We start from the raw sequence: 18300 nt of genomic DNA on the forward strand, positions 1-18300 counted from the left end.
TTTGCGGGGGTTGGGTGCGGGTGGGTGTGTGGGGCTGGCGTCCCGTGTGTTGGGTTTGGGTGGTTTGCCCGCGCGGCTTGCGTGTACGTGGCGGCCGCGGGGCGCCGGAGGGTCGTAAACCAGTCAGGTCGGTGAAAGGCGCGGTTCATGTGAGTGAACCGTGCGCTGCTCTGAACGGCTCTATGGGCGGTTCGGTAAAACGGTGATCGGTTCGGTAAGAGGTGATCGGCTCGGTGATCGACTGGGCTCAGTGGATGATCCCCGTGCGCAGGGCGACGGCCACCATGCCGGCCCGGTCGCCCGTGCCGAGCTTGCGGGCGATGCGGGCGAGGTGGCTCTTGACGGTCAGGGCGGACAGGCCCATGGAGACGCCGATCGCCTTGTTCGACTGGCCCTCCGCGACCAGCCGCAGCACCTCGACCTCGCGGCCGGACAGCTCCCGGTAGCCGCCCGGGTGGCTCGGGGCACCCGGGGGGCGGCGGTGCATCCGGGCGGCGCCGAGGGGAGCGGCGCCGGGCCGGGTGGGCATGCCGAGGTTGGTACGGGTGCCGGTGACGACATAACCCTTGACCCCGCCGGCCAGGGCGTTGCGCACCGCGCCGATGTCGTCGGCGGCGGACAGCGCCAGCCCGTTGGGCCAGCCCGCGGCGCGGGTCTCGGACAGCAGGGTCAGGCCGGAGCCGTCGGGCAGATGGACGTCGGCGACGCAGATGTCGCGCGGGTTGCCGATGCGAGGACGAGCCTCCGCGATGGACGAGGCTTCGATCACATCGCGCACGCCGAGCGCCCACAGATGGCGGGTGACGGTGGAACGGACGCGGGGGTCGGCCACGACCACCATGGCGGTCGGCTTGTTCGGGCGGTAGGCGACCAGGCTTGCGGGCTGCTCGAGGAGAACGGACACCAGGCCTCCTGGGTGGGGGGACGGGGCCGGCTTGTGGGGAGGAAGCCGGGACGAACCGTGCTTTCTAGGTCACAGTCGTCTTCGGCAGCAAACTCGTCCGCCTTTAGAGAATGATCACGATCTAGTGAGTAATAATCTGTGCAATTCGGACACGCGATCGATCATCCGAAGATCGAGTCGGTTCGAGCGAGTGCCATTTGGGGTCGGAAAGTGGCCGTATCGACAAAAGGATGGTCAATAAGGCGCCCATGCGGATGAAAGGCCGGTCCGTCGGCCCCGCTCACCGTGGCTGCGGACCCCTGCGCTGCGGCAGCGTCACCACCGAGGCGTCGCCCGGACCGGCCGGCGGCAGTCCCGCGACCTGGGCCAGCAGATCGCACCAGGAGGCGAGATGGGAGGCGGTGTCGGGCACTCCGCCGAGGCCCTCACGGGGCGTCCAGGACGCCCGGATCTCGATCTGCGAGGCCGCCGGCCGCTCGGCCAGCCCGCCGAAGTAGTGCGAGCTCGCGCGGGTGATCGTCCCGCTCGGCTCGCCGTAGCCGAGCCCGCGCGCCTGCAGCGCCCCGGTCAGCCACGACCAGCACACCTCGGGCAGCAGCGGATCGGCGGCCATCTCCGGCTCCAGCTCCGCGCGCACCAGCGTCACCAGCCGGAAGGTTCCGCGCCAGGCGTCGTGACCCGCCGGGTCGTGCAGCAGCACCAGACGTCCGTCGGCCAGCTCCTGCTCGCCGTCGATCACCACGGCCTCCAGCGCGTAGGCGTACGGGGCTAGCCGCTGCGGGGCGGGGGTGGGCTCCACCTCGACCTGGGGCCGCAACCGGCAGCTGCGCAGGGCGTCGACCGCGGCCAGGAACGCCGGCGGCCCCGGAGTACCGGAACGCCGGTCCGCCTCCTCGGTGTCCTTCACGTCGTCCATTCCGTCAGCGCTGTCCGACATTCGTCCGTGAGCCGCAGCCATGCCGGGAAGAGTAAGGGGAACCGGGCCTTCGTGCAGGGCAAGACACCACCGCGACGCACGTGGCCACGGGCGGGTGACCCGACTCCCGGCCGGCACCGGTCCCGGATCGATCGCTTCCGGCGGCATGCGAAACTTGCCCCGTGACCGCCAACACCAGCATGCAGCCGACAGCGACGTACGACAGCGCCTTCCTCAAGGCGTGCAGGCGCGAACCCGTGCCGCACACCCCCGTGTGGTTCATGCGCCAGGCCGGCCGCTCCCTGCCCGAGTACCGCAAGGTGCGCGAGGGCATCCCGATGCTCGAGTCCTGCATGCGGCCCGAGCTGGTCGCCGAGATCACGCTGCAGCCGGTGCGCCGCCACCACGTGGACGCGGCGATCTACTACAGCGACATCGTCGTCCCGCTGAAGGCCGTCGGCCTCGGCCTCGACATCAAGCCGGGCGTCGGCCCGGTCGTCGAGGAGCCCATCCGCACCCGCGCCGACCTGGCCCGGCTGCGCGACCTCACACCCGAGGACGTTCCCTACGTGACCGAGGCCATCGGCCTGCTCACCAAGGAGCTGGGGCAGACCCCGCTGATCGGTTTCGCGGGCGCGCCTTTCACCCTCGCGAGCTACCTCGTCGAGGGCGGTCCCTCGCGCACGTACGAGAACGCCAAGGCGATGATGTACGGCGACCCCGAGCTGTGGGCCGACCTGCTGGACCGCCTGGCCGACATCACGGCCGCCTTCCTGAAGGTGCAGATCGAGGCCGGCGCGAGCGCGGTCCAGCTGTTCGACTCCTGGGTCGGCGCCCTCGCCCCGGCGGACTACCGGCGCTCGGCCATGCCCGCCTCCGCGAAGGTCTTCGACGCCGTCGCCGGCTACGGCGTCCCGCGCATCCACTTCGGTGTCGGCACCGGCGAGCTGCTGAAGCTCATGGGCGAGGCCGGCGCGGACGTCGTCGGCGTCGACTGGCGCGTCCCGCTGGACGAGGCGCAGCGCCGCGTCGGCCCCGGCAAGGCGCTGCAGGGCAACCTCGACCCGACGGTCCTGTTCACCGACAGGGACACCGTCGAGGCCAAGGCCCGCGAGGTGCTGGACGCGGCCGGCGGCCTGGAGGGCCACGTCTTCAACCTCGGCCACGGCGTCATGCCGAACACCGACCCGGACGCGCTCACCCGGCTCGTGGAGTACGTCCACACCGCGACCGCGCGCTGACTCACCACGTGTAACGGGGCCGCGCCCGCCTGCCGAACAGCAGGCCGCGCGGCTCCGGCGGGGGCGGCGTGCCGGGCTTGAGCGGCCAGGCCAGCAGCATGCCCGCCAGGAATCCGACCACGTGCGCCGCGTATGCCACCGTGCCCGCCCCGGACACGCCGTGCCCGGACGAGTACACCGCCTGCAGCACGAACCAGAAGCCCAGCACCAGCCAGGCGGGCAGCCTCAGCGGCAGGAAGACCAGGAACGGCACGAGGACCCACACCCGGGCCCTCGGCCACAGCACGATGTAGGCGCCGAGCACGCCCGCGATCGCACCGGACGCGCCGATCAGCGGGTCGCCCGAGGTGGCGTTGAGCAACGCGAAACCGTATCCGGCCGCGTACCCGCAGACGACGTAGAAGAGGAAGAAGCGGATGTGGCCCATCCGGTCCTCGACGTTGTTGCCGAAGATCAGCAGGAAGAGCATGTTGCCGAGCAGGTGCAGCCAGCTGCCGTGCAGGAACATCGCCGTGAAGACCGACAGCGGCGGCGACTTGTCGTAGCGGGGCGGGGCCACCACGCAGCCCGGGCCGTGCGGTCCGACGCCCACCTGTCCCGTCGGGACCAGCCGCGGCATCTGATGGTGGATCAGCTCCCGTGGCACGGCGGCGTAGTGATCCATGAAGGCCTGCAGATGGCACAGCTGCGCCAGGTCGCTGCCGCCGGCCACGGAACCGGCTATGCCGGGCGTGGTGACGAACACCAGGACGTTCGCGGCGATGAGGGCGTACGTCACCCAGGGGGTGCGGCGCACCGGGTTCACGTCATGGACGGGGATGACCACACAGAAGTAGTGCCCGGGATGCGGCGGGCGAATCGGTGAACGGCGCCGGGTGCGTGTGCGTATCTGCTGTCAACCGACGTGAGGACAGGCGATGAGCGAACGAATCACTCCTCCGATGCATGCTCTGCCCGACGGCGAGGCGGAGATCTCTCTGGTCCTGCGGCTCCCCTGGGAGGACGTGGCCCGGCTCGGCCAGGAGGCCGGCCGGCTCGCCTCCCAGATGCAGCGGCCGGTGACACTCGACGAGGCGGTGAGCTACCGGCTGCGGTCCACCCGGCCCTCCGCCACGCACGCGAAGCCCGCCGGGGAACAGCCGCCGGCGGCCGTGTCCGCGCTGCCGCGCATCAGCGGAACGGCCTAGTCCCGCACCTTCGCGGCCGCCTTTCGCGCCGCCACCAGGACCGGGTCCCACACCGGGGAGAAAGGCGGGGCGTAGCCCAGGTCCAGGGCCGTCATCTGTTTCGCCGTCATCCGCGCGGTCAGCGCCACCGCGGCGATGTCGACCCGTTTCGCCGCGCCCTCCCTGCCGACGATCTGGACGCCGAGCAGCCGGCCGGTGCGGCGTTCGGCGAGCATCTTGACCGTCATCGGGGAGGCGCCGGGGTAGTAGCCGGCGCGGCTGGTGGACTCGATGGTGACCGTCTCGTACCGCAGGCCCACCCGGTCGGCGTCCTTCTCGCGCAGGCCGGTGCGGGCGATCTCCAGGTCGCAGACCTTGCTGACCGCCGTGCCGACCACGCCCGGGAAGGTGGCGTAACCGCCGCCCGCGTTGGTGCCGATGACCTGGCCGTGCTTGTTGGCGTGGGTGCCGAGGGGCATGTACTGCTCCTGGTCGGAGACCAGGTTCAGCACCTCCACGCAGTCGCCGCCGGCCCAGACGTTCCCGTGGCCGCGCACCCGCATCGCGAGGTCGGTGAGCAGGCCGCCATGGGCGCCGAGGGGCAGCCCCGCGGCCCTGGCGAGCGCGGTTTCCGGACGGACACCGATGCCGAGGACCACCACGTCCGCCGGGTACTCGGCGTCCTGCGTGGCCACCGCGCGGGCCCGGCCGTCCTCCCCGGTGAGGATCTTGGTGACCTCGGCGTCGTTCACCATGGTGATGCCGAGGCCCTCCATGGCCCGGTGCACCAGCCGGCCCATGTCCGGATCGAGCGTCGACATCGGCTCCTTGCCGCGGTTGACGACCGTCACCTCGAAGCCGCGGTTGATCAGCGCCTCCGCCATCTCCACGCCGATGTAGCCGGCGCCCACGACCACGGCCCTGCGGCCACGCGTGCGTGCCAGCGTCTCCAGCAGGGCCTGGCCGTCGTCCAGGGTCTGCACGCCGTGCACCCCGGGGGCGTCCGCGCCGGGCAGGTCGGGGCGGACCGGGCGCGCGCCGGTCGCGATGACGAGCTTGTCGTACGACGTCCAGGACTCGGCGCCGGAATCGACGTCACGCACGCGTACCCGCTGCCCGGCCACGTCGATCTCGGTGACCTCGGTGCGCAGCCGCAGATCGATCCCGCGCGCCCGGTGCTCCTCGGGGGTGCGGGCGATCAGGGCGTCGCGTTCGGGGACGTCGCCGCCCACCCAGTACGGGATGCCGCACGCCGAGAAGGAGGTGAAGTGGCCGCGTTCGAAGGCCACGATCTCCAGTTCCCCGGGCCCCTTCAGCCGGCGCGCCTGCGACGCCGCGGACATGCCCGCGGCGTCGCCGCCGATCACGACCAGCCGTTCCGTCTCGCCTCGTCCGTCACCCATGCTCATGGGAACACGCTACGGGGCGCGGGCATTTCATTCCCGGTCCGGCCGCTCCGTCGAGGGTTCCGGCGCCGGGCGGGCCGACGGCAACGGGCTCGGCGCCGTCATCGTGGGCGCGGGCTCCCGACGGGTCGGCGGCCGACGCCGTACGACCCGCAGCCACAGCAGCGTCAGCAGGGCCGCGGACGCCGCGAACGGCAGGGCTGCGCCGAGCGCGAGGACGATCCAGCGCAGCATGCTCACGAACACGTGCCAGCCGCCGGACAGGGCGTCCACGACGCCGGGGGAGCCGTCACCGGCCGCCTTCCTCACCGGTGTCTCGGACAGCGACAGCGTGATGGTGGCGAGGCTCGTGCGGTCCTTCAAGGACGCCTGCCGGGCCAGCAGCGCCTCCAGGTCGGCCTGACGGCTGCTCAACTCGCCCTCCAGCGCGACGACATCGCTCAACTTCGTCGCCCGGTCCATCAGCGCGCGGATCCGGTCCACGCTGGCCCGCTGCGACTTGACGCGGCTGTCCACGTCCACGACCTGGTCGGTGACGTCCTCCGCCTGCGCCGTACGATCGATCAGCCGGCCCGTCCCCTGGAGTCCGGCGAGCACCTCGTCGTACCGCGCGGCGGGCACCCGCAGCACGACGCGGGTGTGTTCATGGCCGTCGGCGTCCCGGCCGGTGCTCTCCTTGCCGACGTAGCCGCCCGCGTCCTCGGCGGTCGCGCGGGCCTGGTCCAGGGCCTTGGGCACGTCCTTGACCTGGAGGGTGAGGGACGCGGTGCGGATGACCGCGCTCTGGGTGAGCCGCGGTGTCTTCGGTGCCGCCGGCTCGGCGCTGCCGGCCGCGCCGGGCCCGGCGGCCACGTCGGCGCCGTCCGCCGCGGACTTCGCCGAACCACCGCCGCCCGAGTCGTCCGCACCGCCGCATCCGGCGAGGGCGAGGGAGGCGCCGAGCAGGATCCCCGCCAGGGCCCTGGCGGGGCGTGCGGGCCGAGCGGAACGTGATGTGCGCATGGGACGGTACCCCCGAGGGCTCTGCGGCCTGTGACGTCCCTACGACGGCCGGACGTGCCGGAACGTTCGGACGACGGTCCCCTGCGTGGGGACCTCCGCCCCTGGCGGGAGTGTCGGTGGGGTCTGAGAGAGTGGGGGCATGAGCGCAACGGGTACGCGTACGGGGCATGTCGTCGTCATCGGAGCCGGTATCGCCGGGCTGGCCGCCGCCCACCGGCTGCTCGGGCGCGGCACGCGCGTGACCGTGCTGGAGGCCGCGGACCGGGTCGGCGGCAAGCTGCTGCCCGGCGAGATCGCGGGCGTGCGGGTCGACCTGGGCGCCGAGTCGATGCTCGCCCGCCGCCCCGAGGCCGTGACCCTGGCACGAGAGGTGGGCCTGGCGGAGCGCCTCCAGCCGCCGGCCACCGCGACCGCCTCGATCTGGACCCGCGGCGCCCTGCGCCCCATGCCCAAGGGCCATGTGATGGGCGTCCCCGGCGCCGCCGCCGCCCTCTCCGGGGTGCTCTCCGAGGAGGGCCTGGCTCGCATCGAGCGCGACGCCGACCTGCCGCGCACCGAGGTCGGCGACGACGTGGCCGTGGGGGAGTACGTGGCCGCGCGGCTCGGCCGCGAGGTCGTCGACCGCCTGGTCGAGCCGTTGCTCGGCGGCGTGTACGCGGGCGACGCGTACCGCATCTCGATGCGCTCGGCCGTCCCGCAGCTCTTCCAGGCCGCCCGCACCCACACCTCCCTCACGGAGGCAGTCCGCGAGATCCAGGCCCAGGCGGCGGCGAACCAGCAGACCGGGCCGGTCTTCATGGGCATCGAGGGCGGAGTCGGCGCCCTGCCGCTCGCGGTCGCCGACTCCGTCCGGGCCCGCGGCGGCGAGATCCTGACCGGCACACCGGTCACCGAGCTGCGCCGCGAGGCGTCCGGCGGCTGGCGGCTCACCGCCGGTGAGCGGGTGCTGCACGCCGACGCCGTGATCGTCGCCGTACCCGCCCCGGCGGCCGCGCGGCTGCTGCGCGCGGAGTCCCCGGAGGCCGCCGCCGAGCTGGCCGCCGTCGAGTACGCGTCCATGGCGCTGGTCACCCTCGCCTACCGCCGCCCGGGCCTGAACCTCCCCGAGGGCAGCGGCTTCCTCGTGCCCCCCGTCGACGGCCGCACCATCAAGGCGTCCACGTTCGCCTCCCGCAAGTGGGGCTGGATCGCCGAGGAGGACCCGGACGTGGTGGTGCTGCGCACCTCCGTGGGCCGGCACGGCGAGACGGAGATCCTCCAGCGGGACGATGCCGCCCTCGTCGAGATCTCCCGCCACGACCTGCGGGAGGCCGCCGGCCTGGACGCCGTGCCCCTGCGGACCCGGGTGACCCGCTGGACCGACGGCCTGCCGCAGTACCCGGTCGGGCATCACGCGCGCGTGGCCCGTATCCGCGAGCACGTCGCCAAGCTGCCGGGCCTCGCGGTGTGCGGCGCGCAGTACGACGGCGTCGGCATCCCGGCCTGCATCGCGAGCGCGTACGCGGCCGTCGACCAGCTCGACGGCGACCTGAGCGGAATCCGGGAGCTTACGGCCAACCCGGTGCAGAGCCTCCACGGCGGAGCGGGAGAATAGGGACCATGAGTGACAACGCCCCCACCACCGAGTCCGGCAGGATCCCGAACAAGGGCAAGCTGGCCAAGGACCTCAACGAGGTCATCCGCTACACCCTCTGGTCGGTCTTCAAGCTCAAGGACGTACTGCCCGAGGACCGCGCCGGTTACGCTGACGAGGTCCAGGAGCTGTTCGACCAGCTCGCCGCCAAGGACGTGACGATCCGCGGCACCTACGACCTCTCCGGTCTGCGCGCCGACGCGGACCTCATGATCTGGTGGCACGCCGAGAGCAGCGACCAGCTGCAGGAGGCGTACAACCTCTTCCGCCGCACCAGGCTGGGCCGCGCCCTGGAGCCGGTCTGGTCGAACATGGCGCTGCACCGCCCCGCCGAGTTCAACCGCTCGCACATCCCGGCGTTCCTCGCCGACGAGACGCCCCGCAACTACGTGAGCGTCTACCCGTTCGTGCGCTCCTACGACTGGTACCTGCTGCCGGACGAGGACCGCCGCCGCATGCTCGCGGACCACGGCAAGATGGCCCGCAGCTACCCGGACGTGCGCGCCAACACGGTCGCCTCGTTCTCGCTCGGCGACTACGAGTGGGTCCTCGCCTTCGAGGCCGACGAGCTGTACCGCATCGTCGACCTCATGCGCCACCTGCGCGGCTCCGAGGCCCGCATGCACGTCCGCGAGGAGGTCCCGTTCTTCACGGGCCGCCGCAAGGACATCGGGGACCTGGTGGCGGGCCTGGCCTGAAGCGCCCCGAAGGGCCCCTAGCGCCGCCCGCCCCGCACGGAGCCTCGCTGGGACTCTTTCGCTGGCCCGACCGCCGGAGGCAACCGGTGCGGCGCGCACGACGCGTGCCGCACCGGGACACGGCCCTCCAGCAGATACGCGTCGAGGTGGCCGTTGACGCACTGGTTGGGCCCGCCCCCGATCCCGTGCGTCCCCGCGTCCCGCTCGGTGACCAGCACCGAGCCGGCCAGCCGCCGGTTCATCTCCAGCGCCCCCGGGTACGGCGCCGCCGCGTCCCGCTCGGCCGCCAGGATCAGCACCGGCGGCAGTTCGCCCGGTCCGGTCCGCACGTCCAGCGGCTGCCGGCGGGGCGCCGGCCAGTAGGCGCACGGCAGGTTCATCCAGGCGTTGTCCCAGGTCTCGAACGGCGCCACCCGGGCCAGCCGGGTGTTGTCGCGGTCCCACGTCTTCCAATCCGTCGGCCAAGGAGCGTCGTTGCACTCCACGGCCGTGTAGACGGCGCTGCCGTTCTCCGCCTCGGCGGCCGTCTCCGCGTTCGGCGCGGCCAGCCGGACCAGCGGCTTCGGGTCGCCGTGCAGATAGGCCGACAGCGCCTCGGCCCGGCTCGGCCAGAATTCGTCGTAGTACCCGGCCATGAGGAACGCGTTCTGCAGCTGCCCGGGTCCGACCTTCCCGCCGGCCGCCTTCCCGGCCAGCCGCTCGCGCGCGGTGTCGTAGCCGCGCTGCACCTTCTCGGCGGTGTTCCCGAGCCGGTAGACGTCGTCGTGGCGGGCGATCCAGTCCCGGAAGTCCGCCCAGCGGTCCTCGAACGCCGCCGACTGGTCGAGGTTGTTGCGGTACCAGACCTTCGCCGGGTCCGGGTTCACCGCCGAGTCCAGCACCATACGCCGCACGTGCGTGGGGAACATGGTGGCGTACAGCGCGCCGAAGTAGGTGCCGTACGAAGCTCCGACGAAGGTCAGCCGGTCCTCGCCCAGCGCGGCCCGTAGCACGTCGAGGTCCCGGGCGTTGTTCAGCGAGGTGTAGAAGCGCAGCTTGCTCCCGGAGCGCCGGGCGCAGCCGCGCGCGTACGCCTTGGCCTGGGCGATGCGCTGCCGCTTGTAGCCTTCCGTCGGGTGGGTCGGCGACGCGGTGGGCGCCTTGACGAAGCGTTCGGGGTCCTCGCAGGACAGCGGCGCAGAACGGCCCACGCCGCGCGGGGCGTAGCCGACCAGGTCGTAGGCGGCGGCGATCCGCTGCCACTGCGGGACCCTGCCGATCAGCGGGAAGTACATGCCGGACGCGCCGGGGCCGCCGGGGTTGTAGACGAGGGCGCCCTGCCGGGGGACCTTCCGCTTGCTGTTGCGCGGGTCCTTCTGCGTCGCCGGGATCCGGCTGACGGTCAGGCGGATCTGCGGGCCCTCCGGGTGGGCGTAGTCGAGCGGGACGGTCACCGTGCCGCACCGCACGTTGCTGCCGGGCACCTCGGGTACGTCGGCGGCGGAGCACGCGCCGAAGTCGATACCGGTCGCCCGGGCGCGGGCCGCGGCCACCGCGGTGCCGCGCAGCTCGGCCGTGCCGGGGACGGCCGCCGCCCCTGCCACGCGGGCCGCACCGCCCGCCGGCGCGGCGGCCAGGGTGGTCAGGAGCAAGGATCCGGCGGCCGAGTACAGGGCGGCAGCTCTCATCGCGTATCCCTTCGGTGCGGCGATGGCACGGCTGCCACGGCCCGGCAACAACACAAGGGATGTTTCGTTCGGCCCTCGGTGAAGGCAAGCACCACCCGGCCGGTGTCGACGCCAATGCCCCCTATGCACCCCTCGAAGAGCCTGTCGCGGGACCTCGGGCCGTCCTCACTCCCGCCAGGGCTGGTCGCGGTGGGTGAAGGCGGCGCGCAGCTGCGGCTCGCCGATCGCGCGGATCCCGCGTACGGCGACCGAGGTGAGGAAGGACCGCTCGTCGCCGGCCGGTCTGCGCACCAGCGCGCCCAGCAGCCGCTGCCCGGCCGGGGAGGCCCAGCGCGAGTAGGGATGCACCTCGAACCGGGCGATGGCGAGGCAGCTCAGGGACAGCACGAGGGGCAGGGCGAACCACAGTCCGACCAGCAGCCGGGGCGTCCCGGTCTGGACGGGCAGCAGCAGCGCGGTCATCCCGAGCACCGCCGCGGCCGACGCGGCGGCGCGCACCTGGCGGACGGCGGCGCCCACGGTCGCACCGGAGCCGTCGGGGACGGCGAGACCGGCGCGCACCAGCCGGTCGGCGAGCCGCCGTACCGCCTCGGCGCCGGCCGCCCGCGCCCGCGCGGGCGCGATGCGCGACTGCCCTTCCGGGCCGATGGCTCCTATGACGGACTGCTCGATCTCGTCACGCCCCCGCGGGTCCACCACCGTGGCCCAGCCGGTGTGCGCGAGGTGCAGGCGCCGCTGGCGGGCCATGGAGACCATCGTCACATCGGCGACCCGGGCCGGGCCGCCGGAGAGGAAGGCCGCCTCGTAGAGCGTCAGGTCGTGCTCGTGGTCCGCCGTCGTGGCATCCGCGTCCAGGGCTGCCGCGCGGACGGCCGCAAGGCACAGCCGGGTGCACGCCGTACCGGCGAACGCCCAGGCCAGAAGCAGGAGAAGGACCCAGAACATGACGCGTTTCTATGTCAGAGGCCTCGGTGTGCGCCATGCCCTGTTCATCATCCGGACACAGTGTCAGCGGTTTGTGACGTTCCGTTCCACGCCCGGGTCGGGGACGTCAGGAGCCGTTCGTCGCCGGCGGGCTGGTGGTGGCGGGCGGCAGGGAGTACGACTCGGCCGGCGACGGGGTGACCGGCACGGCGGCACTCGGTTCGACGGCCGGCGGGGTCGGTACGGGGGTGGGCGAGGAGGCCAGTTCCTTCGCGAGCGCGGCGAAGTCGACGTAGCCGGTCGCCTCCAGGACCTTGATGTGATCCAGGACGGTCGCGTTCGCGTCGTCGGCGAGATCGCGGACCAGGGAGTTCTGGGTGCCGGCCCGGACCGCGGCGACGAGCGCGAACACGCGGCCGTGGGCGAGCCGTACGATGCCGGCGAACTGGCGGTCGAAGTCCTGGCCCTGCGCCGTCTTAAGGGTGTCGAGCCACTGCTGCTGCTGCCTGTTCGGCTCGTTGGGCAGCGGGACGCCGAGCTGGGTGGCGACGGTGCGGACATGGGCGTCCAGCGAGGCGTGCCCGTCGACCAGGTGCTGCCCCGCCGTGCGTACGGCCCCCGTGGTGCCCTTCCGCTCCGCCATCTCACCGGCGGGCAGTTCCCAAAGCCCCGCCAGCCGGACCTTGGTGATGAAGTCCCGGTCCTGCGCGGACAGGGGGCCGTAGGGGGTCGTCACGGTCTGCGTGCTCAGGACGGTCGCACCGGCCGCCGGGCTCTGGCGGCCGGAGTACGACCAGAGCGGGTAGAGCAGCGCCGCCGCGGTCGCCGCGAGGGCCGCGATGATGAGGCCTGTGCCGCTGAATATGCCTCGGCCCTTGACGGGGGGTCGGGGTCGCATGACGCCTCCTGTAGCGCACCGCACGCGAGTGTGCAGGGGGTGGGGTGCGGGCGGCATACTACTCGGCTGCGGTCGGCTGCCGCCGGGCTCGGGGGTGCGCGTGGGTGCCGTCGGGGACGCGGCGCGTTGGCGACTGCGGGTGCTTCGTGGCTGGACGCGCCCACGCGGCGGAGCCTCATATCGATGCGGCCCCGCGCCCCTTACGGGGCGCTCGTCGCCGTCGTAGTGCGCGGGCGGTCGCGCCGCTGGGGCGAGCCGCAGGCCGAGGCCGCGCCCGTGGAGGCTGCGGAGGCGAAGCCGCGCCGCCGGACGCGCAAGACCGCCGAGCCCGCCGGCGAGACGGCCGTCGCCACGGCGGAGGGCACGGAAGCGAAGCCGTGCCGCACGCGGAAGACGGCCGCCGCCGTTACCGAGGCAGCACCGACCGACGCGGCACCGGTGGACGCGGAAGCGGAGCCACGACGGGTGGGCGCAGCGGCACCCGGCGGGCGCCGGCACCGCGTCATGCCCTCCGCAGCAGTACCTTCCGTGCCGCCCGGGCCACCCGCCCGCCGGACCTCGGCGCCGGACCCGCCCGGTCCAGCCACCACTCACGGAGCTGTCGGCGAGACCCCGGCTCCTTCGGCCGTCCCGCTGTGAGCAAGTGCCCGGCGAAATCCAGGGCGTCCCGTCGGTAGCCCCCGGTCATCGGCCGCACCCGGGCGTAGTCCAGGAACGCCGCCCGGTACCCGTCGCCGAGAATGACCGGCAGCTCGGGCGCCACCTTCGCCACCACGTCCGCCCGCTTCGAGGCGAGCGCCCGCGCCTGCACCCCCATCCGCACCCGGTCGAACCCCTCGGGCACCGGCGTCCCGGCCACCAGCGAGGACAGTACGGCGGTCTGGGCGACGGCGAGCCGCTCCCGCGCACGGACCGTCGGCGGCGCCAGGACGGCGACACCCCCGCCCGCCGCGCCGGCGACGGCACCGGTCCCCGCACTTCCCTCGGCCCGCGCGCGCCCAGCCGCCACCGCGTCCCGGATCATCGCCAACTCCCGCTCCAGTTCGGCCGTTTCGGGGAAGTTCTCGTCCCGTTCCAGGAGGACGCCGGGCGGCGCGGTACGGGAGGCGAGGTCGGTCAGAACGTCGAGCACCGGGCGCGGCACGGGGTGGGCGTGGCTGTCGTGCCAGACGCCGTCGCGCTCGAAGCCGCCCGCGACATGGACGTAGGCGATCGCCTCCACGGGCAGCGCGGCCAGCGCCCTGGCCGGGTCCTCGCCCCGGTTGACGTGGTTGGTGTGCAGGTTGGCCACGTCGATCAGCAGCCGTACGCCGGTGCGCTCGACCAGCTCGGACAGGAACTGCCCCTCCGTCAGCTCCTCGCCCGGCCAGGAGAACAGCGCGGCGATGTTCTCCAGCGCCAGCGGCACGGGAAGCGCGTCCTGCACGATGCGCACGTTCTCGCAGAGCACGTCCAGGGCGTCCCTGGTGCGCGGCACCGGCAGCAGGTGCCCGGCCTCCAGGCGCGGGGAGGCGGTGAGGACCCCGCCCGCGCGGACGAACGCGATGTGCTCGGTGACCAGGGGGGACCCCAGGGCCTCCGCGCGCTCCGCCAGTGCCGTCAGCCGCGCCTCCTCGGGGCGGTCGGCGCCGCCGAGGCCGAGGGAGACGCCGTGCGGGATCACGGTCACGCCGCGCTCGCGCAGCCGCAGCAGCGACTCGGGAAGGTGGCCGGGGCAGACGTTCTCCGCCACGACCTCCACCCAGTCGATGCCCGGCATGCGCTCCACGGCGTCCGCTATCTCCGGCCGCCAGCCGATCCCCGTGCCCAGTCGCCGCATGGCTCCTCCCCTCCGTCGAGCGAACCCTCCGTCGAATGACGGGGGTATGGCCCCGGCGGCCGGACCCGAACCTCCTCCGTGCCGTGTTCAGAGCAACATTTGAGCTTCAGCCCCGGGCCGGCCACCGCTCGGGGCTGCGGCCCAGCAGGCGCAGTGCCTCCTCCAGCGGGCCGGAGCCCTCGGGCACCTTCAGCGCCGGGGCGAAGGCGAAGCCCGGGCCGCGCCGGCCGGGATCGTCCGGCACCCGACGGGCCACGGCGAGCACGGCGACGAGGACGTGCTCGGGGAGTTCCGGCCTGGTGCCGAGGGCGGCGGCGACGTCCCAGGCGTGGACGACGTAGTCGACGAAGTGGAAGCTGATCGCCCGGCCGCCCGGGAAGCCGCCGCCCAGCTCCGGCAGCATGAACTCCCGCTGGGCCGCGCCCGGTTCGGCGAAGGACGACAGGACCGAGGCCGCGGCCGACCGGTGGATTCGGGCGGGCTCGCTCATGTCCTCCGGCTCCCGCCAGTGCTCCGGTTCCCGCCCCGCCCCGCGGGCCGCGGCGGCGAACCCCACGTGCTGTGCGGTCATGTGCGCGACGAGCCGCCGCAGGGTCCAGTCCGCGCAGGGGGTGTCCCGGCTCCAGTCGGCGTCCGTGGCCAGGTCCACCACGCGCACGGCCTCCTGGACGGCGATCCGGTCGAGTGCGACGAAGTCCGCTCCGGTCAGAGTCATGGCCCGACATAAAACAAACCGAACGGACGTGCTTATTTTTTGGCAGGTGCGTCCTCTTTCCCAACACCGGCTCACATCAAGGAAATCGGGGGAGCGGGGCACCATCCACGGCCGCATCGCGCAGCCGCCGCGCCAGGGCCACCCGCGCCCTGCGGTACGCGGTCTCCTCGTCGTGCAGCACGGACAGGGCGTTCGCCGTCTCCAGCAACGCCACCACCTCGAAGGCGAGTTGCGCCCCGTCGGTGTCGGCGCGCAGCTCACCCGCCGTACGGGCCTCGTCGATCGTGCGCTCGACATGGGCCGACCAGTCGCGCTGCGCACGGACCACGGCGTCGTGCACGGGCCCCGTCCGCGCGTCGAACTCGGCCATGGCGCCGTAGAAGAAGCAGCCGCCCGGGAACACCCGGCCGCGCGAGTACTCCAGCCACAGCTCGCACAGCCGCCACACCCGGCCGATGCCGGCCGGGGTCTCGGCGGCGGGCCGGATCACCCGCTCGGTGAAGATCCGCGCCGCCTCCCGCACGGTGGCCAGCTGCAGTTCCTGCTTGGAGCCGAAGAGCGCGAACACCCCGCTCTTGCTCAGCTCCAGCTCGGCGGCGAGACGGCCGACGGTGAGCGCCTCCAGGCCCTCGACCGAGGCGATGTCCACCGTGCGGCGCAGCACCAGCCGGCGGGTGCGGTTGCCCCGCTCGACCCGCCCGTCGACCCGCGTCATCGGCCCTCCTAGCGCAGCGCCGGATGGTCGGCGACGACCGTGCAGCTGCCCGGCGCGATCTCCGTGAAGCCGGCGTCCCGCACCATCGGCAGGCCGCCGCCGGCCAGCCGTGCCCAGTCGGCGGGGTCGGCCGTACGCACGGCCAGTGTGTAGCCCGCGTCCCGCCAGGCGGCGCGCTCGGCGCCGGACAGCGCCCACCAGGCCAGCTGGGCACCGTGCCCGGCCTGCGCCATCGCCTTCCCGGCCGACATCTCCAGCCCGGGGTTCAGCCACAGCACCGGCTGGGCCGCGTCCGCGGCGACGGGCGGCTCCGGGTCGTCCAGCTCGGTGCCGGACACCTGGAGCTTGGCCAGGTCCTTGGGCCAGCCGTCGAGCGGGATCGGCGGGAAGACCCGCACCTGCGCGGACTTGCCGGTCACCGTGATCCCCGGCAGCCCCTCGGCCCGCCGCCACTCGGCGCCTCTGGCCCGCCGCACGACCTTGCGGATCCGCGCGTCCTCCCAGCTCCGCACCGCCTCGGCCCACTCGCCGTCCCCGTGCGCCCGTTCGTCCCCGAGCAGCACCAGCACCGCCCGGGCGGCCGTCTCCAGCGCGTCGGTGCGCGCCGGCGGCGCGCTCTTCTCGATCCGTACGACGAGGGGCAGCACGAACTGCGGCGCCTCGTCGCGCGGAGTGCGCTCGGCCTGGAAGGGACTGTCTCCGGGGGAGGCTGAAACATGGCTCACACCAGCCAACCTTAAAGGGGGGCGCCTGCGGGCCGACAGGCTGATCAGATCCTGCGGCGAGACCGGACAAAATATCCGCATGCAACGTGACCTGCGACTGACCGCCGTAGGCCGCCGCTACGGCATCCGCGGCCCCTGGGTGTTAAGAGGCGTCGACCTCACCGTCACGCCCGGAACCCTCACCCGCGTAGACGGAGCGAACGGCACCGGAAAGTCCACCCTGCTCCGCCTCCTCGCCCGTCTGGACGCGCCGTCGGAGGGCCGTGTCACCGGCCGCCCCCGCACCGCGTACGTCCCCGAACGCTTCCCCTCCGCCCTCCCCTTCACCGCCCTCGGCTACCTCACCCACCTCGGCACGGTGCACGGCCTGAGCCGGCGGACGGCACACCGCGCCGCGGGCACCTGGCTGGAGCGCTTCGGCGCGGCGGCGTACGCCGGCACGCCCATGGCGCGGCTGTCCAAGGGCAGCAGCCAGAAGGTGGCCGTCGCGCAGGCCCTGCTCGGCGAGCCGGAGCTGCTGGTGCTGGACGAGGCCTGGACCGGACTGGACGCGGCGGCGCGGGCCGAGCTGGAGCGTGCGGTGGCCGAGCGGACCGCCGCCGGGGGCGCCGTGGTGTTCGTGGACCACGACCGGCGCCGGCTGGCCGGGGCGCCGGACGCGACGTACACGGTGCTCGACGGCGGCCTCAAGCGCCGTACGGACCACGGGAGTTCAGCGGAGGGGCCGCTCACCCTCGTCACCGTGCGCGGACCGGCCGGCGGGCAGCTGCCGCCCGACGCGGCCCGGACCGCCGCCTTCGCCGAGGAGACCGCTCCCGGTGTCCACCGCCTCGCCGTGCCCGCCTCCCACTCCGACGTCGTCCTGCGCACCCTGCTCACGGCCCGCCCGCCCTGGCACGTCGTGAGCGTCACCCCGCCCCCGGACGAACCCGTACCGAACCCCGGAAGCCGCCCATGACCGCACTCCTGCGCTACCAGGCCGACCTGCTGGTGCGCTCCCAGCGCTGGCTGCCGCCGGTGATCCTGTACGCCGCGTTCCTCGGGATCGGCGTGCAGAGCGGCCAGCCCGTCCTCGACTCGCTCGGCTACACCGCCGCCGGTCTGCTCCCGGTGGCCGCCTGGCTGGTGCGGATCTGTGTCACCGGCGAGCCGGACGCGGCCCGCGCCTGTGTCGCCGCGGCGCGGGGCCCCGCCCGGGCGCACCTGGCCTCTCTGCTGACGGCCCTGCTCGCCTCGGTGGCCCTCGGCGTGGTGGCGACCGCGGTGGTGACGCTGATCAGCGATCCGGCGAGCAACGGGCACCGGGTTCCCGTCCCCCTGCTGCGGGCGGGTGCGGCCGGACTGCCGGCCACGCTCACCTGCGCGCTGCTCGGCGCGGCCGTCGGCGCGCTCAGCAACCGGCCGCTGCTGCGTTCCACCGGCCGCGCGGTGCCCGCGATGCTGCTCGGCGCGCTGCTGGCGGTGGTGCTCACCGGCTCCCCGGCGCAGGCCGCCGTCCAGGGCCTGGTCAAAGGGTCGCGGACCGGCCGCGCGCCGGTGCCGCTGCTGCCCCTGGCCGGGGCGGCCCTGCTCACGGCCGCGGCCTTCGCCGTGGCCGCCCGGCTCACCGCCCGCCGGGCGCCCTGAGCGAGCCGGTCACCCCGAGCAGGCGGTGCGCTGCGCCTCCAGCCACTCGCAGCGCGGGCAGAGCGTGATGCCCTTGTACGACTCCGGGTACTCCGTCGGCTCCCGGCACAGCACGCACTCGGCGTACGGCGGGCCGTCGGCCTCGGGCGGTTTCGCCGCCCGGACGACCGTGCAGTAGTCCTCGTCGCTCATGCCTCCAGCGTAGGACGGCCAGCGGTGTCCGCCGTTCTCGCCGTGACGGCCAC

The 18300-nt window shown here is 73.7% G+C and carries 19 protein-coding genes; 6 read left to right on the forward strand and 13 right to left on the reverse strand.

What is annotated here, in order from left to right:
• Positions 1 to 247: 247 nt before the first annotated feature.
• Positions 248 to 904 carry a response regulator transcription factor gene (locus ACIBJF_RS24510; RefSeq protein ID WP_351806713.1) on the reverse strand — a complete coding sequence of 219 codons (657 nt, stop codon included), beginning with the start codon at positions 902 to 904 and terminating at the stop codon, positions 248 to 250.
• Between the two features lie 280 nt (positions 905 to 1184).
• On the reverse strand, positions 1185 to 1862 hold the full coding sequence (locus tag ACIBJF_RS24515) for a DUF3000 domain-containing protein (protein ID WP_399176670.1): 678 nt from the start codon (positions 1860 to 1862) through the stop codon (positions 1185 to 1187).
• A 158-nt stretch (positions 1863 to 2020) separates the two neighbouring features.
• Here ACIBJF_RS24515 and hemE point away from each other — a divergent pair, with 158 nt between their 5' ends.
• On the forward strand, positions 2021 to 3061 hold the full coding sequence (gene hemE / locus ACIBJF_RS24520; protein WP_399176725.1) for a uroporphyrinogen decarboxylase: 1041 nt from the start codon (positions 2021 to 2023) through the stop codon (positions 3059 to 3061).
• 1 nt (position 3062) lies between these two features.
• On the opposite strand, the gene ACIBJF_RS24525 is transcribed toward hemE, so the two are convergent.
• Complete coding sequence (locus ACIBJF_RS24525) at positions 3063 to 3887, reverse strand: rhomboid family intramembrane serine protease (protein ID WP_356313265.1); 825 nt, start codon at positions 3885 to 3887, stop codon at positions 3063 to 3065.
• 91 nt (positions 3888 to 3978) lie between these two features.
• On the opposite strand from ACIBJF_RS24525, the gene ACIBJF_RS24530 reads away from it, so the two are divergent.
• On the forward strand, positions 3979 to 4248 hold the full coding sequence (locus ACIBJF_RS24530; protein WP_351806705.1) for a hypothetical protein: 270 nt from the start codon (positions 3979 to 3981) through the stop codon (positions 4246 to 4248).
• Here the strand turns inward: ACIBJF_RS24530 and ACIBJF_RS24535 are convergent.
• Complete coding sequence (locus tag ACIBJF_RS24535) at positions 4245 to 5636, reverse strand: FAD-dependent oxidoreductase (protein ID WP_399176673.1); 1392 nt, start codon at positions 5634 to 5636, stop codon at positions 4245 to 4247. The two genes, ACIBJF_RS24530 and ACIBJF_RS24535, sit on opposite strands and share 4 nt — an antisense overlap.
• A gap of 27 nt (positions 5637 to 5663) precedes the next feature.
• Positions 5664 to 6635: a DUF4349 domain-containing protein gene (locus tag ACIBJF_RS24540; RefSeq protein ID WP_399176674.1), complete on the reverse strand. Its 972-nt coding sequence runs from the start codon at positions 6633 to 6635 to the stop codon at positions 5664 to 5666.
• Positions 6636 to 6774: 139 nt separating this feature from the next.
• Between ACIBJF_RS24540 and hemG the strand changes: the two genes are divergently transcribed.
• Together hemG and hemQ are read left to right on the forward strand one after the other, a co-directional pair.
• A complete protein-coding gene (gene hemG, locus ACIBJF_RS24545; RefSeq protein ID WP_399176676.1) occupies positions 6775 to 8229 on the forward strand; it encodes a protoporphyrinogen oxidase in 1455 nt (484 codons plus the stop codon).
• A gap of 5 nt (positions 8230 to 8234) precedes the next feature.
• Positions 8235 to 8966 carry a hydrogen peroxide-dependent heme synthase gene (gene hemQ, locus ACIBJF_RS24550; RefSeq protein WP_399176678.1) on the forward strand — a complete coding sequence of 244 codons (732 nt, stop codon included), beginning with the start codon at positions 8235 to 8237 and terminating at the stop codon, positions 8964 to 8966.
• 17 nt (positions 8967 to 8983) lie between these two features.
• Here the strand turns inward: hemQ and ACIBJF_RS24555 are convergent, their stop codons facing one another.
• The 7 genes from ACIBJF_RS24555 to ACIBJF_RS24585 form a co-directional block, all read right to left on the reverse strand.
• Positions 8984 to 10633 (reverse strand): alpha/beta hydrolase, encoded by a 1650-nt coding sequence (locus ACIBJF_RS24555; RefSeq protein ID WP_399176679.1) that lies wholly within the window; start codon positions 10631 to 10633, stop codon positions 8984 to 8986.
• A 165-nt stretch (positions 10634 to 10798) separates the two neighbouring features.
• Complete coding sequence (locus tag ACIBJF_RS24560) at positions 10799 to 11578, reverse strand: TIGR04222 domain-containing membrane protein (RefSeq protein WP_399176681.1); 780 nt, start codon at positions 11576 to 11578, stop codon at positions 10799 to 10801.
• A gap of 106 nt (positions 11579 to 11684) precedes the next feature.
• Positions 11685 to 12455, reverse strand: coding sequence for a DUF4142 domain-containing protein (locus tag ACIBJF_RS24565; protein ID WP_399176683.1), 771 nt, complete (start codon positions 12453 to 12455; stop codon positions 11685 to 11687).
• A 502-nt stretch (positions 12456 to 12957) separates the two neighbouring features.
• Entirely contained in the window at positions 12958 to 14274 is a 1317-nt protein-coding gene (locus ACIBJF_RS24570; protein ID WP_399176684.1) for a DUF692 domain-containing protein, read from the reverse strand.
• A 106-nt stretch (positions 14275 to 14380) separates the two neighbouring features.
• A complete protein-coding gene (locus ACIBJF_RS24575) occupies positions 14381 to 14989 on the reverse strand; it encodes a TIGR03086 family metal-binding protein (protein WP_399176685.1) in 609 nt (202 codons plus the stop codon).
• 76 nt (positions 14990 to 15065) lie between these two features.
• Positions 15066 to 15704, reverse strand: coding sequence for a TetR/AcrR family transcriptional regulator (locus ACIBJF_RS24580; RefSeq protein WP_399176686.1), 639 nt, complete (start codon positions 15702 to 15704; stop codon positions 15066 to 15068).
• 8 nt (positions 15705 to 15712) lie between these two features.
• Complete coding sequence (locus ACIBJF_RS24585) at positions 15713 to 16429, reverse strand: peptidyl-tRNA hydrolase (RefSeq protein WP_399176687.1); 717 nt, start codon at positions 16427 to 16429, stop codon at positions 15713 to 15715.
• A 79-nt stretch (positions 16430 to 16508) separates the two neighbouring features.
• Between ACIBJF_RS24585 and ACIBJF_RS24590 the strand changes: the two genes are divergently transcribed.
• Both ACIBJF_RS24590 and ACIBJF_RS24595 read left to right on the forward strand, forming a co-directional pair.
• Complete coding sequence (locus ACIBJF_RS24590; RefSeq protein WP_399176688.1) at positions 16509 to 17387, forward strand: ATP-binding cassette domain-containing protein; 879 nt, start codon at positions 16509 to 16511, stop codon at positions 17385 to 17387.
• Positions 17384 to 18055 carry an ABC transporter gene (locus tag ACIBJF_RS24595; RefSeq protein WP_399176689.1) on the forward strand — a complete coding sequence of 224 codons (672 nt, stop codon included), beginning with the start codon at positions 17384 to 17386 and terminating at the stop codon, positions 18053 to 18055. Before ACIBJF_RS24590 ends, ACIBJF_RS24595 begins: the two co-directional genes overlap by 4 nt.
• Positions 18056 to 18064: 9 nt before the next feature.
• Here ACIBJF_RS24595 and ACIBJF_RS24600 read toward each other — a convergent pair whose 3' ends face one another.
• A complete protein-coding gene (locus ACIBJF_RS24600; RefSeq protein ID WP_351806679.1) occupies positions 18065 to 18247 on the reverse strand; it encodes a hypothetical protein in 183 nt (60 codons plus the stop codon).
• Positions 18248 to 18300 lie beyond the last annotated feature (53 nt).

The sequence above is a fragment of the Streptomyces sp. NPDC050743 genome (assembly GCF_044456925.1).
In the GTDB taxonomy this organism is placed as follows: Bacteria; Actinomycetota; Actinomycetes; order Streptomycetales; family Streptomycetaceae; genus Streptomyces.